Genomic DNA, 25,327 nt, shown 5'->3' with positions numbered 1-25,327 from the left:
TTCCGGTGTCCGATAATGGAACGTTCGGGGCTGGTGGGATCGTCATCGGCCCCTTGTGTACGTTCGGGCACAGCAAGAAGGGCACGGCCTCGTGGCACGGTTTCCAACCTGGGTAGTCATCACGCTGGCAGGGGCACTGTCCCTGTCGCTGGCGGGGTGCAGCAGCACCGGCGGCAAGCGGGCGGAGGATGCCCGCAAGGCCGCGGCGGCCCAGGGCAGGGCCGCGGTGAACACCCCCCGCTGGACCTTCGCGATGATCACGCACTCCGGGGACGGTGACACGTTCTGGGACATCGTGCAGAGCGGCGCCAAGCAGGCCGCGGTCAAGGACAACATCAACTTCCTGTACTCGCACGACGCCGAGGCCCAGCAGCAGGCCCAGCTCGTGGACGCGGCGGTGGACAAGAAGGTCGACGGCATCATCGTCACCCTCGCCAAACCCGACGCGCTCAAGGCCGCCGTGGCCCGCGCCGAGCGGGCCGGCATCCCGGTGATCACGGTCAACTCCGGATCGGCGCAGTCCAAGGCGTACGGCGCCCTCACGCACGTCGGCCAGGACGAGACCGTCGCCGGTGAGGCCGTCGGGCAGGAGCTGACCGAGCGCGGAAGGAAGAAGGTGCTCTGCGTCCTGCACGAGCAGGGCAACGTCGGGCACGAGCAGCGCTGCGCCGGGGTGGCGAAGACCTTCTCCGGCACGGTCGAGAACCTCTACGTCAACGGCACCAACATGCCGGACACGCAGGCCGCGATCGGTGCCAGGCTCCAGGCGGACAGGTCCGTCGACGCGGTCGTCACGCTCGGCGCCCCGTACGCGGGCACCGCCGTCAAGGCGAAGGCCGACGCCGGGAGCAGGGCCGAGGTCGACACCTTCGACCTGAACGCCAAGGTCGCCGCCGAGCTCAAGGACGGCACGCTCGGCTTCGCCGTCGACCAGCAGCCCTACCTCCAGGGCTACCAGGCCGTCGACCTGCTCTGGCTCTACAAGTACAACGGTGACGTCCTCGGCGGCGGCCGGCCGGTGCTCACCGGCCCGCAGATCGTCACCAAGGACCAGGCGGCCACGCTGGAGGAGTACACGAAGCGGGGCACCCGATGAGCGGGACGACCACGGACCGGTCGGCCGTCCGCCCCGAAGCCTCGGCTGCCGAAACGTTTCCGCAGACCTCGGCGCTGCGCAGGCTGCTCACCCGTCCCGAGCTCGGCTCGGTCGTCGGGGCGATCGCCGTCTTCGTCTTCTTCGCCTGCGCCGCGGACGGCTTCCTGCGCGCCGCCAGCCTCAGCACCGTCCTGTACGCGTCCTCGACCATCGGCATCATGGCGGTTCCGGTCGCGCTGCTGATGATCGGCGGCGAGTTCGACCTGTCGGCGGGCGTGATGGTGACGTCCTCCGCGCTGGTCTCCTCGATGTTCAGCTACCAGATGACCGCGAACGTCTGGGTCGGGGTCGGTGTATCCCTGCTGGTCACCCTGGCGATCGGTGCCTTCAACGGCTTCATGCTGACCCGCACCGGGCTGCCCAGCTTCATCGTCACCCTGGGCACCTTCCTGATGCTGACCGGGATGAACCTCGGCTTCACCAAGCTGATCGACGGCACCGTCTCCACCAAGACGATCGGCGACATGGAGGGCTTCTCCAGCGCCCACGCGGTGTTCGCCTCGACGCTCACCATCGGCGGCGTCGACGTCAAGGTCACCATCCTGTGGTGGCTCGGCCTGGTCGCCCTCGCCTCCTGGATCCTGCTGCGCACCCGCACCGGCAACTGGATCTTCGCGGTCGGCGGCAACAAGGACGCGGCCCGCGCGGTCGGCGTACCGGTCACCGGGACCAAGACCGGCCTCTACATGGGTGTGGGCCTCGGCGCCTGGATCTGTGGGCAGCACCTGCTCTTCTCCTTCGACGCGGTGCAGTCCGGCGAGGGCGTCGGCAACGAGCTGATCTACATCATCGCCGCCGTCATCGGCGGCTGCCTGATCACCGGCGGCTACGGCAGCGCCATCGGCTCGGCGGTCGGAGCCCTCCTGTTCGGCATGACCAGCAAGGGCATCGTCTTCGCCGAGTGGAACCCCGACTGGTTCAAGTTCTTCCTCGGAGCGATGCTGCTCCTCGCGACCCTGCTCAACACCTGGGTCCGCAGGCGGGCGGAGGCCACCAAGTGACGCAGACCGAAGCGCGCACGGCACTCGTGGAGCTGTCCGGCGTCAGCAAGCACTACGGCGGTGTCCGCGCCCTGGAGGACGTCGGCCTGGAGGTCCACGCCGGGGAGATCACCTGCGTCCTGGGCGACAACGGCGCCGGCAAGTCGACCCTGATCAAGATCATCGCGGGACTGCACCAGCACGACGGCGGTGTCCTGCGCGTCGAGGGCGAGGAGACCCGGCTCACCTCACCGCGCGACGCCCTGGACCGGGGCATCGCCACGGTGTACCAGGACCTGGCCGTCGTGGGCCTCATGCCGGTCTGGCGGAACTTCTTCCTCGGCTCCGAGCCCCGCAGGGGGACCGGCCCCTTCAAGCGCCTGGACGTCGACCTCATGCGCAGGACGGCGCGGGCCGAACTGCTGCGGATGGGAATCGACCTGCGCGACGTCGACCAGCCCATCGGCACCCTGTCGGGCGGCGAGCGCCAGTGCGTCGCCATCGCGCGCGCGGTGTACCTCGGCGCGAAGGTGCTCGTCCTGGACGAGCCGACCGCGGCGCTCGGCGTGAAGCAGTCGGGTGTGGTGCTGAGGTATGTGGCGGCAGCCCGCGACCAGGGTCTGGGGGTTGTGCTGATCACCCACAACCCCCATCACGCGTACCTTGTAGGTGACCGATTCGTCCTGCTGAGGCGGGGCGCCATGGTCGGCCACCACACTCGGGACGAGATCACCCTGGACGAGCTGACCCGGCAGATGGCGGGCGGCAGCGACCTGGACGATCTACGCCATGAGCTGCAAGGGACCTGAGGGCCCGCGGGGTTGTGGCATCATGCCGCTCCGCAGCGTGGACGCGACGACCCCCGCGCGGCCGCATCCCGTACAAACCGGGCACCGGCTCCTCGGTGCCCCGTGCGGGACCCTTACCCATCGTGCGGCAGAATCGGGCCCGATGAGCACCTACCGCGACCTCACCGCCCCCATCGGCTCCCGCCGCGCTCCCGTGCTGCGCACGGTCGGTACCCGGGAGCGGCGCTCCCACCTGACCGCACCCCGCGTCCCCACGGTGGGCATCGACATCGGCGGCACCAAGGTGATGGCGGGCGTCGTCGACGCCGACGGCAACATCCTGGAGCGGCTCCGCACGGAGACCCCGGACAAGTCCAAGAGCCCGCGGGTCGTCGAGGACACCATCGTCGAGCTGGTCCTGGACCTGTCCGACCGGCACGACGTGCACGCGGTCGGCATCGGCGCGGCCGGCTGGGTCGACGCCGACCGCAACCGCGTGCTGTTCGCCCCCCACCTGTCCTGGCGCAACGAACCCCTGCGCGACCGCCTCTCCGAACGCCTGTCCGTGCCGGTCCTGGTCGACAACGACGCCAACGCCGCCGCCTGGGCCGAGTGGCGCTTCGGCGCGGGCCGAGACGAGGACCACCTCGTCATGATCACGCTGGGCACCGGTATCGGCGGCGCGATCCTGGAGGACGGCCAGGTCAAGCGGGGAAAATTCGGTGTCGCGGGCGAGTTCGGGCACATGCAGGTCGTGCCGGGCGGCCACCGCTGCCCGTGCGGCAACCGGGGCTGCTGGGAGCAGTACAGCTCGGGCAACGCCCTGGTGCGGGAGGCGCGTGAGCTGGCCGCGGCCGACTCCCCGGTCGCCTACGGGATCATCGAGCACGTCAAAGGGAACATCGCCGACATCACCGGGCCGATGATCACCGAGCTGGCCCGCGAGGGCGACGCCATGTGCATCGAACTGCTCGAGGACATCGGCCAGTGGCTCGGCGTCGGCATCGCCAACCTGGCCGCCGCCCTCGACCCGTCCTGCTTCGTCATCGGCGGCGGGGTCTCCGCGGCCGACGACCTGCTGATCGGCCCCGCGCGGGACGCGTTCAAACGGCACCTCACCGGCCGCGGCTACCGCCCCGAGGCCCGTATCACCCGCGCCCAGCTCGGCCCCGAGGCCGGCATGGTCGGCGCCGCCGACCTCGCCCGGCTGGTCGCCCGCCGCTTCCGGCGCGCCAAGCGCCGCCGGGTCGAGCGGTACGAGCGCTACGAGCGGTACGCGCAGGCGCGGCGCGCGGCCCGGGAGGCGCTATGACGATGTCGTTGCCACGCCAGGCGGCACCCCCTGACGGGAGGCCGCCGCGTGTCGAGGACCGCCGGCACCGCAACCGCCGCAGGACTCTCACCCTGCTGATCATCGTGCTGCTCATCGGCGTTCCGGCCGGCTACCTGGTGATCTCCGCCAACCAGAGCCGCGACAGCGGCAAGGACAAGGAGGCCCGGTACTCGGTGAAGGGCCTCGCGCCCGGCTACCCGTCCAAGGTCCAGCGCCGTCTCTACCAGGTGCCGATCCCGCACCCGGCCGACATGGTCTCCTACTACGAGACGAACAACTGGAAGACCAGCCGTCTCTACGTCCAGTTCCGGACCACCGAACCGGGCCTCACCTCCTTCCTGGAGGCCATGGGAGTCAACCGGAGCGACCTGAAGGAGGGCGCCGTCACCGTCGGCGCCCGGGACAAGAAGACCACCGGCTGGACCTTCACCAGCCCCGGCCCCTGGTGGGGCCTCACCCACGGCCAGAAGAACCCCGCCCCCACGCAGGACGTGGTCGTGAACCTGTCCAACCCGGTCCTGCCGATGGTCTACGTCGTCTCCCGCACCGTCCCCTGATGCGGGCCGTGGCCCGATCCAGGCCGCCGGAGCCGATTGTCAGACCCCGCCCGTACAGTCGAAGACGACCGGGCCGGACGGCGAGCGGGAGGTGACAGAACGTATGAGCGACATGGTGGTCGAAGCGAGGGACAGCACGACGCACACGGTGTCCGTGTCCCCCCGCCTCGCCGCCGTCCTCCTCCCCGCCCCCCTTCCACGCGACAGCCGCATCGCCTTCTGGGACCCGAACGGCGACGTATGGACGGGGAGCGGCCCCGCCGACGGCAACGGCCGAACGGCCGACGCCCGCTCGGAGCGCGCCGGACGGGAAGCGGCGAGCACGCCCGGGCCGCCCCCGGACGGCAGTGGGCCGCTGCCCATGGAACTCACCGTCGTGCGGCGGCACGGGGCGGGGGTCCGGCGCAGGAGCGCGTCCGCGCTGTCGCTGCCGATCGAGGACGCGCTGCCGCACCTCGTACGGGCACGGCACGATCCGGCGGCCCACCCCGCCACGGCCTGCTGGGGCGCCGCCGCCCTGCACGCGTTGCGGCTCGTCGCCCGTGGACGGCTGCTGCCCGGCCTGACCGCCACCGGGCACGACGCCTGGCGCGCGGGCCCCCTCGACCCGGACGACATCGCCCACCTGCGTGCGATCGCCGCCGCCCTGCCCTACGAGGGCCACGCGGTCCCGCTGCCCGGTTCGGGCCCGCTCCGCCTGCCCGAACCGGAGGCGCTGCTGCGCACCTTCCTCGACGCGGTCGCCGACACCCTGCCCCGCACCCCGGCCGCACCCCACACCTCCGGGAAGCCCTTCGCCGCCCGCGGGCCGCAGCACCTGCCGCACGCCCACGACTGGGCCGCCGAGGTCGCCGCCGGCATGGACGCGGGCGTCCGCGTCTCACTCCGCCTGGACCTGTCCGCGCACGACCTTTTCGACGGTGACGGCGCCAACGGCGACGGGGCGGCCCGCAGTGCGGGCGCGGCGATCGTCCAGGTGCACAGCCTCGCCGACCCCACCCTCGTCGCCGACGCGGCGGCCCTGTGGGCGGGCGAGGCGGACACGGCGTTCGGCCCACGCGCACGCGTGGACGCCGCCCTGGCCGTACGGCGCGCGGCCCGCGTCTGGACCCCCCTGGACCGGCTCTCCGAGCAGGAGGTGCCCGACGTCCTCGCCCTCTCCGAGGGCGAGGTGAGCGAGCTGCTCGGCGTGGCCGCGACCCGGCTCGCCGCGGCAGGCGTCGCCGTGCACTGGCCGCGCGACCTGGCCCAGGACCTCACGGCGACCGCGGTGGTGCGCCCCGCGCCGGGCTCCGCCAAGGACGGCACCGGCTTCTTCGAGGGCGAGGAACTGCTGCGGTTCCGCTGGCAGCTGGCGCTCGGCGGCGATCCGCTCAGCGACGCCGAGATGGACGCGCTCGCCGAGGCCCACCGTCCGGTGGTGCGGCTGCGGGACCGCTGGGTGCTCGTCGACCCGGCCCTCGTCCGCAAGGCCCGCAAGCGCGACCTCGGCCTGCTCGACCCGGTCGACGCGCTCTCCGTCGCCCTCACCGGCACCGCGGAGGTCGACGGCGAGACGGTCGAGGCGGTGCCCGTCGGCGCGCTGGCGACCCTGCGGGACCGGCTCACGGCAGGCGTCCGGCCCGCCGAACCGCCGCCGGGCCTCGACGCCACCCTGCGCGACTACCAACTGCGGGGCCTGGGCTGGCTCGACCTCATGACCTCCCTCGGCCTCGGCGGCTGCCTCGCCGACGACATGGGCCTCGGCAAGACGGTCACCGTCATCGCGCTGCACCTCAAGCGTGCGCGCGACGAACCCACCCTGGTGGTCTGCCCGGCCTCCCTGCTGGGCAACTGGCAGCGGGAGATCACCCGGTTCGCCCCCGGCGTCCCCGTCCGCCGCTTCCACGGCCAGGACCGCACCCTGGACGGCCTCGACGGCGGCTTCGTGCTCACCACGTACGGCACGATGCGGTCCACGGCACCCCTGCTGGCCGAGCAGCCCTGGGGCATGGTCGTCGCCGACGAGGCCCAGCACGTCAAGAACCCGTACTCGGCGACCGCGAAGGCGCTGCGGACGATCCCGTCCCCCGCGCGCGTGGCCCTCACCGGCACCCCCGTGGAGAACAACCTCTCCGAACTGTGGGCCCTGCTCGACTGGACCACCCCCGGGCTTCTCGGCCCGCTGAAGTCCTTCCGCGCCCGGCACGCCCGCGCGGTGGAGACCGGCGAGGACGAGGAGGCCGTGCAGCGCCTGGGCCGCCTGGTACGCCCCTTCCTGCTGCGCCGCAGGAAGGCCGACCCCGGCATCGTCCCCGAGCTGCCGCCCAAGACCGAGACGGACCACCCCGTCCCCCTCACCCGCGAACAGGCCGCGCTGTACGAGGCCGTGGTGCGCGAGTCGATGCTCGCCATCGAGACCGCCGAGGGCATCGCCCGGCGCGGGCTGGTCCTGAAACTGCTGACCTCGCTGAAGCAGATCTGCGACCATCCGGCTCTCTACCTGAAGGAGGAGCACGCCCGCGGCGGCGACAGGCCGGCGGCGCGCTCCGGGAAGCTGGCGCTCCTGGACGAGCTGCTGGACACCCTGCTCGCCGAGGACGGCTCGGCGCTGGTCTTCACCCAGTACGTCGGCATGGCCCGCCTGATCACCTCCCACCTCACCACCCGCGCGGTCCCGGTGGACCTGCTGCACGGCGGTACGCCGGTCCCGGAGCGCGAGCGCATGGTGGACCGCTTCCAGAGCGGCGCGACCCCGGTCCTCGTGCTGTCCCTGAAGGCGGCGGGCACGGGCCTGAACCTCACGCGGGCGGGCCACGTCGTCCACTTCGACCGCTGGTGGAACCCGGCGGTCGAGGAGCAGGCCACCGACCGCGCCTACCGCATCGGCCAGACCCAGCCGGTCCAGGTGCACCGCCTGATCACCGAGGGCACCGTGGAGGACCGTATCGCCGAGATGCTCGCCGCCAAGCGCGCCCTGGCCGACGCGATCCTCGGCGCGGGCGAGTCGGCGCTCACGGAGCTGACCGACCGCGAGCTGTCCGACCTGGTCTCGCTGCGGAGGGAGGCCTGATGGACGAGCGCCCCGCCGACGCGGCACGCCGGGCCCTGCGCGCCGCGCGGGAACAGCAGACCCGGACCCCCGAAGGACCCGCGGACCACCGCAAGCCCGTTCCGGGCGACCCGGCCGGTGCGGGGAGCCGTCCCGGGGACGCCGCACGGGACGCCTTGCGGCGCGCGGTGAACGCCCGGCGCGGCGACGGCACCGCGGAGGACCCGGACGAGCCGGCGCCCCGACCGGAGACGCCCCCGGCGGACGTCATCGCACCGCCGGGGCCAGCGGGGGTCTGCTCCTCGGAGGCCGCAGCGGACGAGTCGGCCCCGCGACCGTCGACGTTCTCCGGCGCCCCGGCGGACGGCGCCGCATCGCGGGGGCCAGCGGGGGTCTGCTCCTCGGAGGCCGCAGCGGACGAGTCGGCCCCGCGACCGTCGACGTGCTCCGGCGCCCCGGCGGACGGTACCGCACCACGGCGGCCCGCGACGGCCCGTCCCTCGGAGGCCGCGCGCGAGGCGCTGCGCGGCGCCCTGGCCCGGCGTGCGGCCCGTGCGGAGGCGACGCAGGCGGGGACCAGAGCCGCTCGCCGAGCGACGCGGCCGACGCCCACCGACCCCCGGGCCGGAGCGGACGCTGAACACGACGGCGCAGGCACCCACGCCACCGCGCCCACCGGCCCCTTCCGGACGCCCCCGGCAGCGACCGGCCACGACGCGAACATCAACGGCAACGGCCCGACCGACCAGGGAAGCCCCGAGCCCCGGACGATCCCGCCCACACCCGTGCCCTCGGGGGAGGACCTCTCTACTACGGCCGTCCCGACCGTCGCCTGGGCTGCCGCGTCGCAGGCCGCCCTGACGAGGACCCAGGAAGACGTCTCGGAGGGCGTCCTGACGACCAGCGTCACCTCGATCACCCCGTCCGACGGCTCTCCGAGTCGCACATCGCAGGAGGCCACCCCCGTCGTCCCCTCCGACGCCCTCTTGGCGGGGACGGAGGAGTGGGCCTCGGCAGACGCCCCGGACGGCGCCTGGACGGTGACGAGGGAGGGCGCCCCGGTAGGCACGCCGAGTGCTCCCTCGGCGGCGACGCGGGACGGCGCCCCGGCAGGCACCCCGGGTGCCCCCTCAGCTGCCACGCGGCACGGCGCCTCAGCAGGCACCCCGGCGGGCGGCCCCTTGACAGCGACGGGAGAGGGCGCCTCGGAGGGCGCTCCGGACGCCTCCTCAGCCGCGACGTGGGACGGCGCCTCGGACGTCTCCTCAGGTGCCACGCGAGGAGGCGCCTCAGTGGGTGCCCCGGACGGCGTCTCGGCGGTGATGGGGGAGAGCCCACCGGCGAGCACTCCGGGCGCCCCCTCAGCCGCGACGCGGGACGGCGCCTCAGCGGGTACCCCGGATACCCCCTCGGCGGCGGGGGAGGGCACCTCGACGGGCACCCCGGGTGCCCCCTCGGCGGGCATCCCGGAAGCCGCCTCGGACGGCAGGCGGGCGTACGGCAGTCGAACGTCCTCGTCCTCGGCCGCGCCCCGGGTCCCCCGCACCATGGCCTCCCCACGCCGGGACGGCGAACTTCGGCGTACCTTTCCGGCGTTCCCGGCGCGGGCGGTGGAAGGGGAGCGGTTCGCCGAGACCTGGTGGGGCGACGCGTGGGTCGACGCGCTGGAGGAGGGCGCGCTGGACGCGGCGCGGCTGGCCCGCGGGCGTGGGTACGCGCAGACGGGGCACGTGGACGCCGTCACCGTCACCCCGGGGCTGGTCCTGGCGTACGTGCGGGGGAGCCGGCCGCGCCCGTACCGGGTCCAGGTGCGGCTGCGGACGCTGGACGACGCCGACTGGGACCGGTTCCTGGACGCCGTCGCGGAGCGCCCCGGGCACATTGCCGCGCTCCTCGACAAGGAGATGCCCCAGTCGCTCGCCGACTGCGGCGTCCCACTGCTCCCCGGCCCCGGCGACCTGGAGCCGCACTGCAGCTGCCCCGACCGCGGCCACCCCTGCAAGCACGCCGCCGCCCTCTGCTACCAGACCGCACGCCTGCTGGACGCGGACCCCTTCGTCCTGCTGCTGCTCCGCGGCCGGGGCGAGCGGGAACTGCTCGACGCCCTGTCCCGGCTGAACGCCACCCGCGCGGCCCGCGCCGCGCAGGAGCGGGAACCGGGGCCCTTCCCGGGGGTGCGCGCGGGCGAGGCGCTGGCCGAGCGGCGGCGCCCGCCGCTGCCCGCGCCGTTGCCCGCACCCCCGCACCCGGAACAGCCCCCGGTGTACCCGGCGGCACCGGGCGGCCCCGACCCGTTCGCCCTGGACCAGCTGGCCACCGACGCCGCCGCCCGCGCCCACGCCCTGCTCACCACCGGCCGGGACCCGGTCGGCGGGCTCACGCTGTGGCAGGACGCGGTACGCCTCGCCGCCGCCCGCCCCGGCTCCGGACTGACCGCGGCCACCCGTTCCCTGTACGCCTCGCTCGCCTCCGCCACCGGCCGCGGCACGGCCGAACTGGCGCGGGCGGTGGCGGCCTGGCGCCAAGGCGGCCTCGAAGGACTCGCCGTCCTGGAGGAGCCCTGGGACCCGCCGGCCGGCCGCTTCGACCGGGCACGCCCGCTGCTCCTCGCCGCCGACCTGCCCGCCTTCCGCCCCTGGCGCAACCGGCTCACCCACCCCCGCGGCCACCTCCAGCTCCGCCTCGGCCGGGACGGCCTGTGGTACGCGTACGAATCGGAGCCGGACCGCGACGACTGGTGGCCCCGCGGCACCCCCGACCTCGACCCGGTCGGCGCCCTGACCGGCCTGGGCGCACCGGGCGCCCTCTGACACCCCCTGCCGGACCCGTATACGCCCCCTGCCGGACCGCGGGCGGCGCCTCTACCTGACCCGTCGGCGGCGCCCCGCCTGATCCGTCGGGGGCGCCCCGTCTGAACCGTCGGCGGCGCCCCGGCCTGATCCGTGGGCTGAGGACCGGGATCCGCGGGCCAAGGACCGGCAGTGCGCTGCAACGCGACCACCGCGGCGTCGTCGGTCAGGCGCCCGCCGACGTGGTCCAGCAGGTCGGCCCGCAGGTGATGGACCAGAGCCACGGGGCTGTCCTGTGTCCAGGAGACGGCCCGTGCGGCGAGCGGGTAGAAGACGCCCCCGGGGTCGCGTGCCTCGACCACACCGTCGGTGTACAGCAGCAGCAGGTCCCCGGGCTCCAGCCGGAAGGTGTCCACCCGGTACTCCGGTGTTCTCAGCTCGCCCAGGCCCAGCGGCGGAGCGGGAGCGCTGGCGCGCAGCGTGACGACCTGCCGGTCGCGCAGCAGCAACGGCGGCGGGTGTCCGCAGGTCACCATCTGCGCCTGCGGCAGCGCGTCGGGGATGTCGATGATCGCGGCCGTGATGAAGCACTCCCCCTCCTGCCCCGGCTCCGTGGGCTCGGCCAGGTTCCAGCACACGCTGCGCTCCAGGTAGGCCATCAGCTCGGGCAGGGCCGCCTTCCGGTGCGCGGCCTCCCGGAACGCGCCCAGCAGCAGCGAGGCGTCGCCCATCGCGGTCAGGCCCTTGCCCATCACATCGCCGATGATCAGCCGCGTGCCGACCGGGGTGCGGACGGCCGCGTACAGGTCGCCGCCGATCAGCGCCTCCTCCTGAGCCGCCAGGTACACCGACGCCACCCGCAGCGGCCCGATGCGCCGGGGCAACGGCCTGAGCACCACCCGCTGCGCGGCCTCCGACACCCTGCGTACCTGTTCCAGCTCGCGGGTGTGCCGCTCGCGCAGATAACGGAACACCGTCACGACCACCGAGACCACGACCAGGGAGATGATCTGCGCGCCGACGCTCTCCGTCGTCAGCAGGTGGAACCCCGCGCCGACGCCGAGCAGGGCCGCCACGGCGATGGCGCCGACCAGGGCGGTGAGGAAGGGACTGGCGAAGGACGCGGTGATCGCGGGAGCCACGATCAGCAGGGGCCCCAGCGGCACGTGGGGCGGGGTCAGGATGTCGGCGACGACGATGGCGGCGATCAAACCGAGCGGCACCGCGAGCAGAGCGTCGCTGGCCTGCCACGAGTGATAGCGGTGCGAGATCCGCCGCCCTGGACGCATGCTTCCTGCTTACACCCCCCGCTGGGGCACGGCAGCCCGGAAGAGCCGTGTCAGCGGGGCGTGCGGCGGGCGGCCAGGGCAAGCGGCAGAAGCGCGGTCAGGACGGCCAGAGCGGTGTATCCCCAGGTGAGGGTGGCGACGGAGGCCACGGAGGCGACCAGGAGCGGGCCGGAGGCGTCGCCGAGTTCGCGGCCGAGTTCGGCCGCGCCCATGGTCTGGCCCATCCGCTCCTCGGGGGTCGCGGCGGCGAGGGCGGCGAAACCGAGCGGGGTGATCAGACCGGTGCCGGCGCCGATCAGGACGGCGGCCGTCAACAGTCCGGTCACGCCGGGCAGCAGGGCGGCGGCCAGTCCGCACGCGGTCACGACGAGTCCTGCGGCCAGGCCCGCGCGGGCCGTCAGCCGTCCGTCGTCCAGCGCGCGCCCGGCCCACGGCTGGACGAGGGCCGCGCACGCGGCCAGGACGGAGACGGCCGCCCCGGTGGCCACCGGCGGCAGGCCGTCGGCCGCGCCGGACAGGGGCAGGAACCCGACGCCGACGGACAGGGCGGCGGTCGCGGCGGCCAGCGCGGCGACCGGCCGCAGGAAGGCGCCGTCGGCCAGCCGGCGGGCCAGGCCCAGGAGCGTCTGACGGCTCCTGGGCAGGGGCGGCACGGCGGGCACCGTGAGCGCGGCCCACACCGCGACGGCTGCGGCCAGCAGCATGAGGACGGCGAACAGCAGCGTCAGCCCGCCCGCCCAGACCAGCGCGCCGCCGAGCAGGGGGCCGGCGGTGTAGCCGATGCTCTTGAAGAAGCCGTAGGAGCCGAACGCGCGGCCATGTCCGGCCCGCGGGTTCAGGCGGGCGACCAGGGCGGAGGCGGCCGGGGAGAACGCGGAGGCGGCGGCGCCCTGCCCCAGCCGGGCGGCCCACAGCAGGCCCGGGTCCCGTACGGCGACGAACAGGGCGGAGGCCGCGGCGAACGCGATCAGCCCGCCCACCAGTACGGGGCGGGCGCCGACGCGGTCGGCGAGGGTGCCGAACACCGGCTTGAGGACGACCTCCGCGCCGTCGTACAGGGCCAGCAGGACCCCCAGGTAGAGCACCGACCGGACCAGCCCGGTGTCGCCGGAGGCGAGGTTGGCGGCGATGCCGTGCGCGCCGAAGGCGGTGGTGAACCCGGCCGCGTACAGCGGCCACATCCGCCGCCGGTCCGGGGCCGGTATCGCGGCGGTGCCGGTGGCCCTCGGCCCGTTCACCGCGCCCCCTCCCCGGTACCGGCGGAGAAGGCGTGCAGATGGGCGAAGACCCGCTCGCTGTAGTCCTCGAAGCGCCGTACGCACTCGGCGAGCCGCCGGTCGGCCTCCGCACCGCCCGGGGCGCCGAACACGTCCCGGGCCCGCAGGTCGCGGTGCCAGCGGCGCAGCCGCTCCAGCGACTGCTCCTCCTCTTCCAGCTCGGCCAGGGTGAACTTGCCCTTGCCGATCTCCTTGTCCAGCTCCGCGGTGTACTTGCCGCAGTCGGCGGTGAACTCCCCCCAGTCCTCCTCGCGGGCGGCGGTGAACATCGCCTCGAACCGGGCCGCGTCCCGCGGCTCCCGGCCGGCGGCGCTCAGCACCACACTCTCGCCCCCGGCCCGCTCGGCCAGTTCCAGGGCCCGCCGCACGCCGTCGGCGAAGACCGGCACGTCCGGCACCGCCCATGCGCCCTGGCCGAGCGACAGCGCGCCGACCTTGCGCAGCTCCCGCCACACCGCCACCCGGTGGCGCGACGGATGCGCGGGCAGCCGCAGGATCAGCAGCACCCAGTTCCTCGCCGAATCATTGCTCACCTTGCGAAAGTAACAGGCGTTACACGCGTCTGAGGAAGGGACCGTCACTTCCCGTTAAAGTCGACAAGGAGAGGATCTTCGCGAAGTCACCACAACCTGGGACGGCTTGCGAGGGGCTCCGACCCAAGCAATTGAGAATTTGTGTGATGTGAGAGCGTGCAGGGCGTGAGTGACACACCGACGAACACCCTGCAATACCGCTTCGACGGGCGGGAAGACGCCCCAGTCCTGATCCTGGGTCCCTCACTGGGTACGACCTGGCACATGTGGGACCGGCAGGTCCCGGAGCTGACGAAGCAGTGGCGTGTCTTCCGGTTCGACCTGCCGGGACACGGCGGAGCGCCCGCGCACCCCGCCGACTCGGTCTCCGACCTGGTCACCCGGCTGCTGGCCACCCTGGACGGACTGGGCGTGCAGCGCTTCGGCTACGCCGGGTGCGCCCTCGGTGGCGCGATCGGCGTCGAACTGGCGCTGCGCCACCCGGAGCGACTCGCCTCCCTCGCCCTGATCGCCACCTCGCCGCGGTTCGGCACCCCCGACGAGTTCCGGCAGCGCGGGGTGATCGTCCGGACGAACGGGCTCGACCCGATCGCCCGCACCTCCCCGGAACGCTGGTTCACCAGCGGTTTCGCCGCCGCGCAGCCCGCGATCACCGACTGGGCCGTGCAGATGGTGCGCACCACCGACCCCGGCTGCTACATCGCCGCCTGCGAGGCGCTGGCCGTCTTCGACGTCCGCGCCGAGCTCGGCCACATCGGCGTGCCCACGCTGGTCCTGGTCGGCTCCGACGACCAGGTCACCGGCCCCGCCGAGGCGCGTACCCTGGTCGCCGGCATCCGCGACGCCCGCCTGGCCGTCGTGCCCGGCGCCTCCCACCTGGTGCCGGTGGAACAGCCCGTCGCCGTGACCGACCTGCTGGTGCGGCACTTCTCCACCGCCTGGCACCCGGGTTTCGACTCGACCACAGGACACATGGCGATCGTCGGGCCCCCGGTCAGGCCGGTGCTCGCCGCGCCCCCGCAGGTCTCGCCCATCGCCGAGATCGCCCCGGCGCCCGTGCCGGCGCAGGCGGCGGGCGGGCCGGACCGGTACGACATCGGTCTGAAGATCCGCCGCGAGGTGCTGGGCGACGCGCACGTGGACGGGACGCTCGCCGCGGCGGAGGACTTCTCCGGTGACTTCCAGGAGTTCCTGACCCGCTACGCCTGGGGCGAGATCTGGGACCGGCCCGGCCTCGACCGGCGCACCCGCAGCAGCGTCGCCCTCACCGCCCTGGTCGCGGGCGGCCACCTCCAGGACCTCGCCGCCCACACCCGGGCCGCTCTGCGCAACGGGCTGACCCCGGACGAGATCAAGGAGGTGCTGCTGCAGACCGCGGTGTACTGCGGGATTCCCGCGGCGGGCGCCGCCTTCGGGATCGCCCAGCAGGTCATACGCGAGGAGACGACGCCCACGGAGTGATCCCCGGCCGGGCGCCGGGCGCCGCCACCGGGGACCACCCGCGCGCCCGGCGCGCGGGTGGTCCAGGCTGGGGAGCATGAGACTCACGAAGAAGTCGCACGCCTGCGTTCGCCTGGAGAAGGATGGGCGGACGCTCGTCATCGACCCCGGCGGGTTCAGCGAGCAGGACGCCGCGTCGGGCGCGGACGCGATCCTGGTCACCCACGAGCACGCCGACCATTTCGACGAGGGGCATCTGCGCGCCGCCCTGGAGTCCCGTCCCGGCGCCGAGATCTGGACCCTGAAGTCCGTCGCGGAGCAGATCGCCGCCGCCTTCCCGGGCCGCGTCCACACCGTCGGCCACGGCGACACCTTCACCGCCGCGGGCTTCGACGTGCAGGTGCACGGCGAGCTGCACGCGGTGATCCACCCGGACATCCCGCGCATCACCAACGTCGGCTACCTCGTCGACGGCGGCCGCGTCTTCCACCCGGGCGACGCGCTCACGGTGCCGGACGTCCCGGTCGAGACGCTGATGCTGCCGGTGATGGCGCCCTGGAACAAGATCTCCGAGGTGATCGACTACGTTCGCGAGGTCGGGCCGCGGCGTGCCTACGACATCCACGACGCCCTGCTGACCGACCTGGCCCGCCCGATCTACGACCGGCAGATCGGCGCCCTGGGCGGCGCGGAGCACTTGCGGCTGACGCCGGGGGCGTCGGCGGAGGTCTGAGCCGGGTCCTGAAGCCGGGCGGAGGGCGTTGTCAGCGGTGCCCGGTAGGTTGTGAGGCATGCGCATCGCGACCTGGAACGTGAACTCGATCACCGCCCGTCTGCCCAGGCTGCTGGCCTGGCTGGAGAGCAGCGGCACGGACGTGCTGTGCCTCCAGGAGGCCAAGGTCGCCGAGGAGCAGTTCCCCTTCGACCAGCTGCGCGAACTGGGCTACGAGGCGGCGGTCCACGCCACCGGCCGGTGGAACGGCGTGGCGGTGCTCTCCCGCGTGGGACTCGAGGACGTGGTCCGCGGCCTGCCCGGCGACCCCGGCTACGAGGGCGTGGAGGAGCCCCGCGCCATCTCGGCGACCTGCGGCCCGGTCCGCGTCTGGTCGGTGTACGTGCCCAACGGCCGCGAGGTGGACCACCCCCACTACGCCTACAAGATCCAGTGGTTCGAAGCCCTCAGGGCGGCCGTCGCCGGCGACGCGGGCGGCAGCCGCCCCTTCGCCGTCCTCGGCGACTACAACGTCGCGCCGACGGACGACGACGTCTTCGACCGCGCCGCCTTCGAGGGCTCCACCCATGTCACCCCGGCCGAGCGCGCCGCCCTGACCGCTCTGCGCGAGGTGGGCCTCTCGGACGTGGTCCCCCGGCCCCTGAAGTACGACCACCCCTTCACGTACTGGGACTACCGCCAGCTCGGCTTCCCCAAGAACCGCGGCATGCGCATCGACCTGGTGTACGCCAACGAGCCCTTCGCGAAGGCCGTCACCGACTCCTACGTCGACCGCGAGGAGCGCAAGGGCAAGGGCGCCTCCGACCACGCCCCGGTCGTGGTGGACCTCGACGTCTAGGGCCCGGCCGGGACCGCGCGCCTGTGGTGCGACCGGCGGTGCGGATGTCACCCTGGGGCCATGGACATCCCTTTCCTGGGCAGGTGGCGCAAAAGGCAGGACTCGTCCGTCGGTGCCGTGGTGTTCCCCGAGGGATCCGAGGGCCGGGCGGGCCTCGCTCAACTCCTCTCCGAGTGTGAGCTGTTGCGTTCCCAGGTGTCCGGGGCGGGACTCCGGCTCGACGACTCCGCCGCCTCCCTGGAGGCGCTGGACCAGTTGCTGCCGCGCTGGCGCGACGACGAGGACACCCTGACCTGGCTCGGCAACGACGCCGGGCTGTACCTGGGCACGGTCGTCGTACGGACCGTGCCCGGCGCCGGCTGGGAGATCGGGCCGGGCGGCCGTCCGGTCGTCAGGCTGGCCTCCGGACGCGAGATCGACGTGGTGACCGCCGGCCACGGCTGGGCGAGCGCCGGGGTGCCCGAACTCTCCCAGCTGTACGCGGAGATCGCGGAGGTGTGAGCGCCGGAAGGAGCGGGGCCGCACGGCCCCCGAAGGGCGTTCCTCCACACCGCCGGGCCCGGCGCGCCCGACCTCGACTACGATGTTTCGCTCGTCCCTGTGGTGATGGCGCCTTGGCCCACCGCCACCGGGACGGGGACGCTGCTGCCGGGTGAGGCACCCCCACGGCGGCCCCTCGACCTTAGGGGGCAGCAGGTCACGGAGAGCCATACCCGGCCGGCGGCAGCCGGAGATCACTGCTCGCGCGGCGGGACGGACCGATATGACGGGTCGTCCGCCGGCGAGGGGAAGGTCAGCTGCGCGCCGGACGGGTTGTGCTCGACGCGGATCCACACCGGACGGCTCGCCGTAGGCGGCGCCGTAAGTTACGTACTGGTAACGCTTGTTGAGGGTTCGGCTTCGGGTTCCGGCAGGGGAGCCCGTGCCGCTCGGGTCACGTCCGCGACGAGTTCGACCACGTCCGGGCCGTAGGCCTGGGAGTTGATCACCTTCAGCAGGAGCACGAAGGAGCCGTTGCCGTACTTGCGGTACAGCCGCTCGTGGTTGCGGGCCAGATAGCGGGTCGCGGCCTGGTTGTCGATCGCGCGCTGGCCGCAGAAGAGGAACACCGGCCGGCTGCCGCCGCGCTCGCCCGCGGTGAGACGGGCCAGCAGCACGTGCTCCGTGACGCCCGAGTCCATGCGGTAGTGCTCGGTGCCGATCCGGAAGGCACACTGGTCCGGGCCCGGCTCCCGGTCGGTGTTCACCCGCACCCCCGGCAGCATGGCCGACATGTGCGCCACCATGCGCCGGTTCGACCCCGGACCCCCTACGCAGAACTCCGTGCGCTCGCCGAATCCCTGATGGATCGTGTCCTGGGTGACCATCTGGACGTTCGCGCCACAGCTCTTGATCAGCGCGGCGAGTTCGAGCAGGGCGAACACGTCGAACCGGTGCACCGCGAGTTCCGCCGTCGCCGGGTCGCGGTTGACCACCAGCAGCGACTCGGCGTTGTCGGGCAGCCCGAAGAACGCCTGCTTGCGACGCAGCCTGCGCCGCCACAGATAGGTGCGGGCCAGCCAGCCGAACGCGGCGCTGACCCCTGCCGCGGCCACTCCCAGGACGATGTTGCGCACGTCGTCGTTCATGGCCGCGCATGGTAGCCGGTCCTGCGCACCCTTGTTCGACACCCGACTGGCCCCGTCGGCCTGACGGGAGCATGGCAATGAATTAAGCTGCGCGAACGATCAGGCAACCGAACCACAATCAGCGTGGAGGTGCGGATGCGTCGTCCTGTCGCACGGAAACTGGCGGCTCTGGCGGTCTCGGCCGCCGTGGTGTCGGTGGGGGCCGCGGCCCCGCCCACCGCCCAGCCGGAGGCCAAGTCGAGACCGGTCGAGAAGGTCCCTGTGGCGGCCGGCTACGGCGGCGCCGTGGCCAGCGTCGACGCGGACGCCTCCGCCGCCGGTATCGAGGTGCTGAAGCAGGGCGGCAACGCCGTCGACGCGGCCGTCGCCACCGCCGCCGCCCTCGGTGTCACCGAGCCCTACTCCGCCGGCATCGGCGGAGGCGGCTACTTCGTCTACTACGACGCCCGCTCCCGCACGGTGCACACCATCGACGGCCGCGAGACCGCCCCGCTGACCGCCGACTCGACGCTCTTCATGGCGAACGGCAAGCCGCTCGCCTTCAACGACGTCGTCAGCAGCGGTCTGAGCGTCGGCACCCCGGGCACGCCCGCCACCTGGCAGACGGCGCTGGACCACTGGGGCACCAAAGGACTGGGCGCGGTCCTGAAGCCGGCCGAGAAGCTGGCCATCGACGGCTTCACGGTCGACGAGACCTTCCGCTCGCAGACCGCCGCCAACGAGGCCCGCTTCCGCTACTTCCCCGACACCGCCAAGCTGTTCCTGCCCGGCGGAAAGCCGCCGGAGGTCGGCTCGACCCTGAAGAACCCCGACCTCGCGCGCACCTATCAGGAGCTGGCCGCCAAGGGCGTCGGCGCGATCTACCGGGGCGACCTCGGCAAGGACATCCTCAAGACCGTCAACCACCCGCCCGTCGACCCGAAGTCCGGCTGGAACGCCCGCCCGGGCAAGCTGTCCGCCAAGGACCTCGCGGCCTACCGCGCCAAGCTCCAGGTGCCCACGCAGACCTCGTACCGGGGCTTGCGCGTGTTCTCCATGGCGCCCTCCTCCTCCGGTGGCACGACCGTCGGCGAGGCGCTCAACATCCTGCAACGCACGGAACTTTCGACGGCGAACGAGTTCCAGTACCTGCACCACTTCATCGAGGCGAGCCGTATCGCCTTCGCCGACCGCGGGCGCTGGGTCGGCGACCCCGCCTTCGAGAACGTGCCCACGAAGCAACTGCTGTCGCAGAAGTACGCCGACTCCCGCGCCTGCCTGATCAAGGACGACGTGGTCCTCACCAGCCCGCTCGCACCCGGCGACCCGCGCCACCCCGCGGCCTGCTCCCGCGGCGGCACGGCCGCGCCGACGACGTACGAGGGCGAGAACACCACGCACCTGACGGTCGCCGACCGGTGGGGCAACGTCGTCGCCTACACCCTCACCATCGAGCAGACCGGCGGCAGCGGCATCACCGTGCCCGGCCGGGGTTTCCTGCTCAACAACGAGCTGACGGACTTCTCCTTCGCCCCGGCCAACCCGGCCGTGCACGACCCGAACCTGCCCGGTCCGGGCAAGCGGCCGCGTTCGTCGATCTCGCCGACGATCGTGCTGGACCGGCACAACCGGCCGGTGGTGGCGCTCGGTTCGCCGGGCGGGGCGACCATCATCACGACCGTGCTGCAGACCCTGACCGGGTTCCTCGACCGGCACCAGTCCCTGGTCGACGCGATCGCCGCGCCGCGCGCCAGCCAGCGCAACGCCGCGCAGACCGAACTCGAACCGGCCCTCTACGACAGCGTGTTGAAGAAGGAGCTGGAGGCGATCGGCCACTCGTTCAAGCTCAATCCCGAGATCGGCGCCGCCACGGGCGTCCAGAGCCTGCCGGACGGCAGGTGGCTGGCCGCCGCGGAGAAGGTGCGCCGGGGCGGAGGCTCGGCGATGGTGGTGAATCCGTCGCCGTGACCCGGGCCGGTTGAGACGTCGGCGGGGCCCGCCTCCCGGAAGGGAGAGCGGGCCCCGGCCGTTCATGCCGTTCACTCCGTGGGCGAAGGCGCGGGCTCCTTGTTCTGGGGGTCGAAGGTGAGCCGGTCGCCCTTCGCGTCCACGACGACCCGGCCTCCCTCGCGGACCCGGCCGGCCAGGAGCAGCCGGGAGAGCTGGTTCTCGACCTCGCGCTGGATGGTGCGGCGCAGCGGACGGGCGCCGTACTCGGGCTGGTGGCCGCGCCGGGCGAGCCAGTCGACGGCCGCCTCGGTGAACTCGACCGTGACGTCCTGCGCGTGCAGCAGCCGGCGCGTCTTCTCCAGCAGCAGGTCGGTGATCTGCCGCAACTGCTCGGCGGTCAGCTGGCGGAAGACGACGATCTCGTCGATCCGGTTGAGGAACTCGGGCCGGAAGTGCTCGCGCAGCGGCCTGAGGATCTGCTCGCGCCGTGCCTCCTCGTCCGCCTCCGCGCCGCCCGCGCCGAACCCGATGCCGGCACCGCGCCGGGTGATCGCCTCCGAGCCGAGGTTGCTGGTCATCACGATGACGGTGTGGGTGAAGTCCACGGTGCGGCCCTGGGAGTCGGTGAGCCGCCCGTCGTCGAGTACCTGGAGCAGGATGTTGAAGACGTCCGGGTGCGCCTTCTCCACCTCGTCGAGCAGCAGCAGCGAGTACGGGTGCCGGCGCACCACCTCGGTGAGCTGGCCGGCCTCCTCGTGACCGACGTACCCGGGCGGGGCGCCCACCAGCCGGCTGACGGTGTGCCGCTCCTGGTACTCGCTCATGTCCAGGCGGACCATGCGGTCCTCGCTGGAGAACAGGACCTCGGCCAGCGCCCGGGCCAGCTCGGTCTTGCCGACGCCGGTCGGGCCGAGGAACAGGAAGCTCCCGATCGGCCGGTCCGGGCTGGCCAGCCCGGCACGGGAGCGCAGCACCGCCTCCGAGACCGCGCTCACGGCCTCCTCCTGGCCGACGACCCGCCGGTGCAGGTGCAGTTCCAGGCCGAGCAGGCGCTCCTTCTCCTCCTGGGTGAGGCTGCTGACGGGGATGCCGGTCTGCCGCGACACCACCTCGGCGATGGCCTCCGCGGTGACCTCCAGATGCTGCCCCTCGTCGGCCTCGCCGCCGCCGGTGGCCTGGCCGATCCGCTGCTTCAGCTCGGTGATCCGGTCGCGCAACTGCGTGGCCTGCTCGTACTGTTCGTCCGCCACCGCCTGGTCCTTGTCCAGGGTGAGCTGCTCGACCTCGCGCTCCATGGTCCGTACGTCGGTGCCCTTGGTGCGCGCCCGCAGCTTCACCCGGGCACCGGCCTGGTCGATCAGGTCGATCGCCTTGTCCGGCAGACGGCGCTCCGTCAGATAGCGGTCGGACAGCGCCACGGCGGCCACCAGCGCCTCGTCGGTGTACCGCACCTGGTGGTGGGCCTCGTAGCGGTCGCGCAGCCCGCGCAGGATCTCCAGCGCGTCCGCGACGGACGGCTCGGGCACCAGGATCGGCTGGAACCGGCGGGCGAGCGCCGCGTCCTTCTCGATCCGCCGGAACTCCTCCAGCGTCGTCGCGCCCACGATGTGCAGCTCGCCGCGGGAGAGGGCGGGCTTGAGGATGTTGCCCGCGTCCATCGCGCCGCCCTCGCCGCCCGCGCCGGCGCCGACGACGGTGTGCAGCTCGTCGATGAAGACGATCAGCCGCTCGGAGTTGGTGCGGATCTCGGTGACGATGTTGTTCAGCCGCTCCTCGAAGTCGCCCCGGTACCGGGTGCCCGCGACGACGCCCGTCAGGTCCAGCGCCACCACCCGGCGGCCGGTCAGGACGTCGGGCACGTCCCCGTCGGCGATCCGCTGCGCCAGACCCTCCACGATGGCGGTCTTGCCGACGCCCGCGTCGCCGATGAGCACCGGGTTGTTCTTGCCCCGCCGGGAGAGCACCTCGATGGTCTGCTCGATCTCCTGCTCCCGTCCGATCACCGGGTCGATGCGCCCCTGCCGGGCCAGTTCGGTGAGATCGCGCCCGTACCTGTCCAGGGTCGGTGTCGAGGTGGACCGCTGCCGCTCCGTCCCGGGCGGCGTGGCGGCGTCCGGGGCTTCGGGCGGCAGGCCGGAGGAGGCGTACCGAGCCGCGTTCAGGATGTGCCCGGCCGCCGAGTCGGGGTTCGCGGCGAGCGCGCTGAGCACGTGCTCCGGACCGATGTAACCGGCGCCGCTGGCCCGCGCCATGTCGTGCGCGTCGAGGAAGGCGCGTTTGACGGCCGGGGTGAGCGAGAGTGAGGTCGGTGGCGGCGCCTCGCCCGGCGGGTGCTGCACGGGGCCGGCCCGCTCGTCGATCTGCGTCGCGAGCGAGTCGGGGTCCGCACCGGACCGGCTGAGCAGACTGCGGGTGGGCTCGGTGGTGAGCGCGGCCCGCAGCAGGTGCTCGGTGTCCAGGTCCCGGCTGCCGTGCTCCGCGGCGTACTGCGCCGCGCCCCGCACCAGCTCCCGGGCGGGCTGGCTCAGCAGCCGGCCGATGTCTATCTGCCGGGGGCCGGGGCGCGGTCCGCCGAAGAAGCGGGCGAAGAGTTCACCGAAGGGGTCGCGGTCGCGGTCGCCCTCCGGGCCGTTGAAGCCGCTGGTCATCGCTGTCCGTTCCTTCGCTGACAGTGGCTCCCGCCGGGTAACCGGTGTGGGGGTCGTTCATGCCACGATGGCACGAGTTCCTGCGGACGGCACACGGAGCGGCCGCCGGTCGCGGGCACTGTGCCGTCGTGCGGCTGCGGGTGCGTCGCGGCTGGTCGCGCCCGCGCGGCGGAGCCGCACACCGATACGGCCCCGCGCCCCTTGGGCGCGGGTGGCCCTACCGTTCCGTGAGGATGCGCGGGCCCGATTCCGTGATCGCCACCGTGTGCTCGACGTGGGCCGCGCGGGAGCCGTCGTCGGTACACAGGGTCCAGCCGTCCGGGGCCGCGTGGTAGCCGTCCGTGCCGCCGGCGATCAGCATCGGCTCGATGGCGAGGACCATGCCGTGGCGCAGGGGCAGGCCCCGGCCCGGCCGGCCCTCGTTCGGGACGCCGGGGTCCTCGTGCATCTGGCGGCCGATGCCGTGGCCGCCGAACCCGTCCGGGATGCCGTAGCCCGCCGCGCGGCACACCGAGCCGATGGCGTGGGCGATGTCGCCGATGCGGTTGCCGACCACGGCCGCCTCGATACCCGCGGCCAGCGCCCGCTCGGCGGTCTCGATCAGCCGCAGGTCCGCGGGGCGCGGCCGGCCCACGACGAAGCTGATCGCCGAGTCGCCGGCCCAGCCGCCGAGCTTCGCGCCGAAGTCCAGGGAGACGAGGTCGCCGTCGCGCAGCCGGTACCTCGTGGGGATCCCGTGCACGATCGCGTCGTTCACCGAGGCGCAGAGCACGGCGGGGAAGGGGGTCGGGGCGAAGGAGGGCCGATAGCCGAGGAACGGCGAGGCCGCGCCCGCCTCCCGCAGCACGTCGTGGGCCAGTTCGTCCAGCTCCAGCAGGGACACTCCCACGCCGGCGGCCTTGCGCGCGGCGGTCAGGGCCCGTGCCACGACCTGCCCGGCCTCGTACATTGCGTCGATCGACGTGTCCGTCTTCAGTTCCACCATGCCAATTACTATACCGGTATTTGAATCGCGGTAGGATGCCCGTATGGTGCGCACCCCCCTGACCCCCGAGGAGCGCGAGCGCGGCGAGCGGCTCGGCCGCCTGCTGCGCGCGGCGCGCGGCGAACGCAGCATGGCTCAGGTCGCGGCGAGCGCGGGCATCTCGGCCGAGACGCTGCGCAAGATCGAGACGGGCCGGGCCCCGACCCCGGCCTTCTTCACGATCGCCGCGCTGGCCCGGGTGCTGGGGCTGTCCATGGAGGAGTTGGCGGAGCGGAGCGCACTGGCCGGGGTATGACCGTCCGCACCACCCGCGGTGGCCGTCGGCGCGGCGTGGACCACCGCGGGCGGTACGGCGCTCAGGGGGCGGGCGTGGTGCCGGACCGGCTGGGGCCGCCGGGGGGCGGAACCGTGGGGCGGCCGGGCGCCGCGCCGGGGGTGCCGGTCCTGAGCCGGACGGTTCTGGGGCGGCTGGCCGCCCAGGCCATCAGGCCCGCGTTGTCCAGCGCGCCCACCCACAGGTCGGCGAGGGCGGCGGCCTCGGGGCCCGGTCGCGGGCCCACCCCGACCACTCGGAGGCCGGCGTGCGCCGCGGCCTTCAGTCCGTTGACCGAGTCCTCCACGGCCAGCGTGTTGCCGTCGGCCACCCCCAGACGGCGCACGGCTTCCGCGTAGGTGCCGGGGTGCGGCTTGGGGCGGACCTCCTCGTCGGGAACGACGATGTGCCGGAAGTGGTGCCGTAAGCCCACCGATTCCAGGGAGAACTCCACCACGTCGGCGGGGCAGTTGCTGGCCACGGCCAGCGGTGCGACCCGGCTCAGGATCGTCACCAGCCCCTTGGCTCCGCGCGCGGCCACCGGCTCGCGTGCGACGAGGGAGCGGAAGGTCGTCAGCAGCCGCTCGGTCATCTCCTCGGCGGCGTCCGGCCTCCCGGCGACGCGTGCCATGAGGGCGCCGCACTCGGTGTAGTGCAGTCCCTTCGCGCGTTCCGTGAAGTCCGGGCCGGGTTCGCAGTCGAAGTCCCGCAGGACGCTGACCCGGGCCTGTTGCCAGTGCTGTTCGGAGTCCACCAGCGTGCCGTCGCAGTCGAAGACGACGGCTTCGGGGGTCCAGTCGAGGTCGAACATGTGATGTGTGGCCATGTGCTCTTGCCGTTCTGGCGCGGGACGGACCTGCCGGAGGGCGGCGCGATCCGCCGGTCGTGGACGTCGGCGCCTGCCGTTCGTCACGCGTTTCAAGGCAGCGTGAAGTCGCAGGCGGACAGGGGTGGTTGAGGGGTGAGGTAGTCACACGCACCGCACTGCGCGGTTTCCGGGAATTCATCCGGAACCGGAAACATAATGAACGTTACGCTCCACTTGACCGGTCGCGGATATTCACTGCCGCAATACGCACG

Annotated in this window: 20 protein-coding genes and 1 pseudogene; 14 read left to right on the top strand and 7 right to left on the bottom strand. The window is 73.3% G+C overall.

The window, feature by feature from the left end; all coding sequences use genetic code 11:
- The first annotated feature begins 91 nt into the window (after positions 1-91).
- From ABZ818_RS08120 to ABZ818_RS08090, 7 genes are all read left to right on the top strand, one after another.
- Positions 92-1,096, top strand: a complete 1,005-nt coding sequence (locus ABZ818_RS08120) for a sugar ABC transporter substrate-binding protein (protein ID WP_361412168.1) — start codon at positions 92-94, stop codon at positions 1,094-1,096.
- Positions 1,093-2,157 (top strand): ABC transporter permease, encoded by a 1,065-nt coding sequence (locus tag ABZ818_RS08115; protein ID WP_361412166.1) that lies wholly within the window; start codon positions 1,093-1,095, stop codon positions 2,155-2,157. The genes ABZ818_RS08120 and ABZ818_RS08115 overlap by 4 nt, the downstream gene beginning before the upstream one ends.
- A complete protein-coding gene (locus ABZ818_RS08110; protein ID WP_361412164.1) occupies positions 2,154-2,945 on the top strand; it encodes an ATP-binding cassette domain-containing protein in 792 nt (263 codons plus the stop codon). The genes ABZ818_RS08115 and ABZ818_RS08110 overlap by 4 nt, the downstream gene beginning before the upstream one ends.
- A 142-nt stretch (positions 2,946-3,087) precedes the next feature.
- Positions 3,088-4,236 (top strand): ROK family glucokinase, encoded by a 1,149-nt coding sequence (locus ABZ818_RS08105; protein WP_361412162.1) that lies wholly within the window; start codon positions 3,088-3,090, stop codon positions 4,234-4,236.
- Positions 4,233-4,814, top strand: coding sequence for a sugar kinase (locus tag ABZ818_RS08100; protein ID WP_361412160.1), 582 nt, complete (start codon positions 4,233-4,235; stop codon positions 4,812-4,814). Before ABZ818_RS08105 ends, ABZ818_RS08100 begins: the two co-directional genes overlap by 4 nt.
- 112 nt (positions 4,815-4,926) lie before the next feature.
- On the top strand, positions 4,927-7,866 hold the full coding sequence (locus ABZ818_RS08095) for a DEAD/DEAH box helicase (protein WP_361412460.1): 2,940 nt from the start codon (positions 4,927-4,929) through the stop codon (positions 7,864-7,866).
- Positions 7,867-8,630: 764 nt separating this feature from the next.
- Positions 8,631-10,655 (top strand): SWIM zinc finger family protein, encoded by a 2,025-nt coding sequence (locus ABZ818_RS08090; RefSeq protein WP_361412458.1) that lies wholly within the window; start codon positions 8,631-8,633, stop codon positions 10,653-10,655.
- Between the two features lie 185 nt (positions 10,656-10,840).
- Here ABZ818_RS08090 and ABZ818_RS08085 read toward each other — a convergent pair.
- Positions 10,841-11,482, bottom strand: a pseudogene (locus ABZ818_RS08085) (PP2C family protein-serine/threonine phosphatase); the annotation flags it as partial.
- Positions 11,483-11,639: 157 nt separating this feature from the next.
- Here ABZ818_RS08085 and ABZ818_RS08080 point away from each other — a divergent pair.
- Positions 11,640-11,891: a hypothetical protein gene (locus ABZ818_RS08080; RefSeq protein WP_361412158.1), complete on the top strand. Its 252-nt coding sequence runs from the start codon at positions 11,640-11,642 to the stop codon at positions 11,889-11,891.
- 82 nt (positions 11,892-11,973) lie between these two features.
- On the opposite strand, the gene ABZ818_RS08075 is transcribed toward ABZ818_RS08080, so the two are convergent.
- Together ABZ818_RS08075 and ABZ818_RS08070 are read right to left on the bottom strand one after the other, a co-directional pair.
- Entirely contained in the window at positions 11,974-13,104 is a 1,131-nt protein-coding gene (locus ABZ818_RS08075; protein WP_361412456.1) for an MFS transporter, read from the bottom strand.
- A gap of 53 nt (positions 13,105-13,157) precedes the next feature.
- A complete protein-coding gene (locus ABZ818_RS08070; protein WP_361412156.1) occupies positions 13,158-13,733 on the bottom strand; it encodes a Chromate resistance protein ChrB in 576 nt (191 codons plus the stop codon).
- 165 nt (positions 13,734-13,898) lie between these two features.
- Between ABZ818_RS08070 and ABZ818_RS08065 the strand changes: the two genes are divergently transcribed.
- The 4 genes from ABZ818_RS08065 (at position 13,899) to ABZ818_RS08050 (ending at position 17,245) form a co-directional block, all read left to right on the top strand.
- Positions 13,899-15,194 (top strand): alpha/beta fold hydrolase, encoded by a 1,296-nt coding sequence (locus ABZ818_RS08065; RefSeq protein ID WP_361412154.1) that lies wholly within the window; start codon positions 13,899-13,901, stop codon positions 15,192-15,194.
- Between the two features lie 76 nt (positions 15,195-15,270).
- Positions 15,271-15,906, top strand: coding sequence for an MBL fold metallo-hydrolase (locus tag ABZ818_RS08060; RefSeq protein ID WP_361412152.1), 636 nt, complete (start codon positions 15,271-15,273; stop codon positions 15,904-15,906).
- Positions 15,907-15,964: 58 nt separating this feature from the next.
- Positions 15,965-16,744 carry an exodeoxyribonuclease III gene (locus tag ABZ818_RS08055; RefSeq protein ID WP_361412150.1) on the top strand — a complete coding sequence of 260 codons (780 nt, stop codon included), beginning with the start codon at positions 15,965-15,967 and terminating at the stop codon, positions 16,742-16,744.
- Positions 16,745-16,804: 60 nt separating this feature from the next.
- Positions 16,805-17,245 (top strand): DUF6278 family protein, encoded by a 441-nt coding sequence (locus tag ABZ818_RS08050; protein WP_361412148.1) that lies wholly within the window; start codon positions 16,805-16,807, stop codon positions 17,243-17,245.
- A 365-nt stretch (positions 17,246-17,610) separates the two neighbouring features.
- On the opposite strand, the gene ABZ818_RS08045 is transcribed toward ABZ818_RS08050, so the two are convergent.
- Positions 17,611-18,372: a hypothetical protein gene (locus ABZ818_RS08045; RefSeq protein WP_361412146.1), complete on the bottom strand. Its 762-nt coding sequence runs from the start codon at positions 18,370-18,372 to the stop codon at positions 17,611-17,613.
- 135 nt (positions 18,373-18,507) lie between these two features.
- Between ABZ818_RS08045 and ggt the strand changes: the two genes are divergently transcribed.
- Complete coding sequence (ggt, locus tag ABZ818_RS08040; RefSeq protein WP_361412144.1) at positions 18,508-20,319, top strand: gamma-glutamyltransferase; 1,812 nt, start codon at positions 18,508-18,510, stop codon at positions 20,317-20,319.
- 71 nt (positions 20,320-20,390) lie between these two features.
- On the opposite strand, the gene ABZ818_RS08035 is transcribed toward ggt, so the two are convergent.
- Entirely contained in the window at positions 20,391-22,949 is a 2,559-nt protein-coding gene (locus ABZ818_RS08035; protein WP_361412142.1) for an ATP-dependent Clp protease ATP-binding subunit, read from the bottom strand.
- Between the two features lie 217 nt (positions 22,950-23,166).
- Entirely contained in the window at positions 23,167-23,934 is a 768-nt protein-coding gene (gene map, locus ABZ818_RS08030; protein WP_361412140.1) for a type I methionyl aminopeptidase, read from the bottom strand.
- Between the two features lie 43 nt (positions 23,935-23,977).
- Between map and ABZ818_RS08025 the strand changes: the two genes are divergently transcribed.
- The gene (locus tag ABZ818_RS08025; protein WP_361412138.1) at positions 23,978-24,229 is read left to right on the top strand and encodes a helix-turn-helix transcriptional regulator; all 252 of its coding nucleotides are present in this window, start codon (positions 23,978-23,980) and stop codon (positions 24,227-24,229) included.
- 61 nt (positions 24,230-24,290) lie between these two features.
- On the opposite strand, the gene ABZ818_RS08020 is transcribed toward ABZ818_RS08025, so the two are convergent.
- A complete protein-coding gene (locus ABZ818_RS08020; RefSeq protein WP_361412136.1) occupies positions 24,291-25,073 on the bottom strand; it encodes an HAD family phosphatase in 783 nt (260 codons plus the stop codon).
- Between the last annotated feature and the right edge of the window lie 254 nt (positions 25,074-25,327).

Origin of the sequence: Streptomyces sp. NPDC047453 (genome assembly GCF_040643155.1) — a bacterium.
In the GTDB taxonomy this organism is placed as follows: domain Bacteria; phylum Actinomycetota; class Actinomycetes; order Streptomycetales; family Streptomycetaceae; genus Streptomyces.
The sequence above is the reverse complement of the archived record's forward strand: the minus strand, read 5'-3'. Positions and strand labels throughout refer to the sequence as shown.

What these genes read in the sequence shown, in the direction of transcription:
- ABZ818_RS08115 (WP_361412166.1), top strand. Translation starts at nt 1,093, where the DNA reads ATGAGCGGGACGACCACGGACCGGTCGGCCGTCCGCCCCGAAGCCTCG.
- ABZ818_RS08100 (WP_361412160.1), top strand. Translation starts at nt 4,233, where the DNA reads ATGACGATGTCGTTGCCACGCCAGGCGGCACCCCCTGACGGGAGGCCG.
- ABZ818_RS08060 (WP_361412152.1), top strand. Translation starts at nt 15,271, where the DNA reads ATGAGACTCACGAAGAAGTCGCACGCCTGCGTTCGCCTGGAGAAGGAT.
- ABZ818_RS08055 (WP_361412150.1), top strand. Translation starts at nt 15,965, where the DNA reads ATGCGCATCGCGACCTGGAACGTGAACTCGATCACCGCCCGTCTGCCC.
- ABZ818_RS08075 (WP_361412456.1), bottom strand. Translation starts at nt 13,104, where the DNA reads ATGTGGCCGCTGTACGCGGCCGGGTTCACCACCGCCTTCGGCGCGCAC.
- ABZ818_RS08050 (WP_361412148.1), top strand. Translation starts at nt 16,805, where the DNA reads ATGGACATCCCTTTCCTGGGCAGGTGGCGCAAAAGGCAGGACTCGTCC.
- map (WP_361412140.1), bottom strand. Translation starts at nt 23,934, where the DNA reads ATGGTGGAACTGAAGACGGACACGTCGATCGACGCAATGTACGAGGCC.
- ABZ818_RS08020 (WP_361412136.1), bottom strand. Translation starts at nt 25,073, where the DNA reads ATGGCCACACATCACATGTTCGACCTCGACTGGACCCCCGAAGCCGTC.
- ABZ818_RS08105 (WP_361412162.1), top strand. Translation starts at nt 3,088, where the DNA reads ATGAGCACCTACCGCGACCTCACCGCCCCCATCGGCTCCCGCCGCGCT.
- ABZ818_RS08025 (WP_361412138.1), top strand. Translation starts at nt 23,978, where the DNA reads ATGGTGCGCACCCCCCTGACCCCCGAGGAGCGCGAGCGCGGCGAGCGG.
- ABZ818_RS08095 (WP_361412460.1), top strand. Translation starts at nt 4,927, where the DNA reads ATGGTGGTCGAAGCGAGGGACAGCACGACGCACACGGTGTCCGTGTCC.
- ggt (WP_361412144.1), top strand. Translation starts at nt 18,508, where the DNA reads ATGCGTCGTCCTGTCGCACGGAAACTGGCGGCTCTGGCGGTCTCGGCC.
- ABZ818_RS08080 (WP_361412158.1), top strand. Translation starts at nt 11,640, where the DNA reads ATGATCTGCGCGCCGACGCTCTCCGTCGTCAGCAGGTGGAACCCCGCG.
- ABZ818_RS08035 (WP_361412142.1), bottom strand. Translation starts at nt 22,949, where the DNA reads ATGACCAGCGGCTTCAACGGCCCGGAGGGCGACCGCGACCGCGACCCC.
- ABZ818_RS08045 (WP_361412146.1), bottom strand. Translation starts at nt 18,372, where the DNA reads ATGAACGACGACGTGCGCAACATCGTCCTGGGAGTGGCCGCGGCAGGG.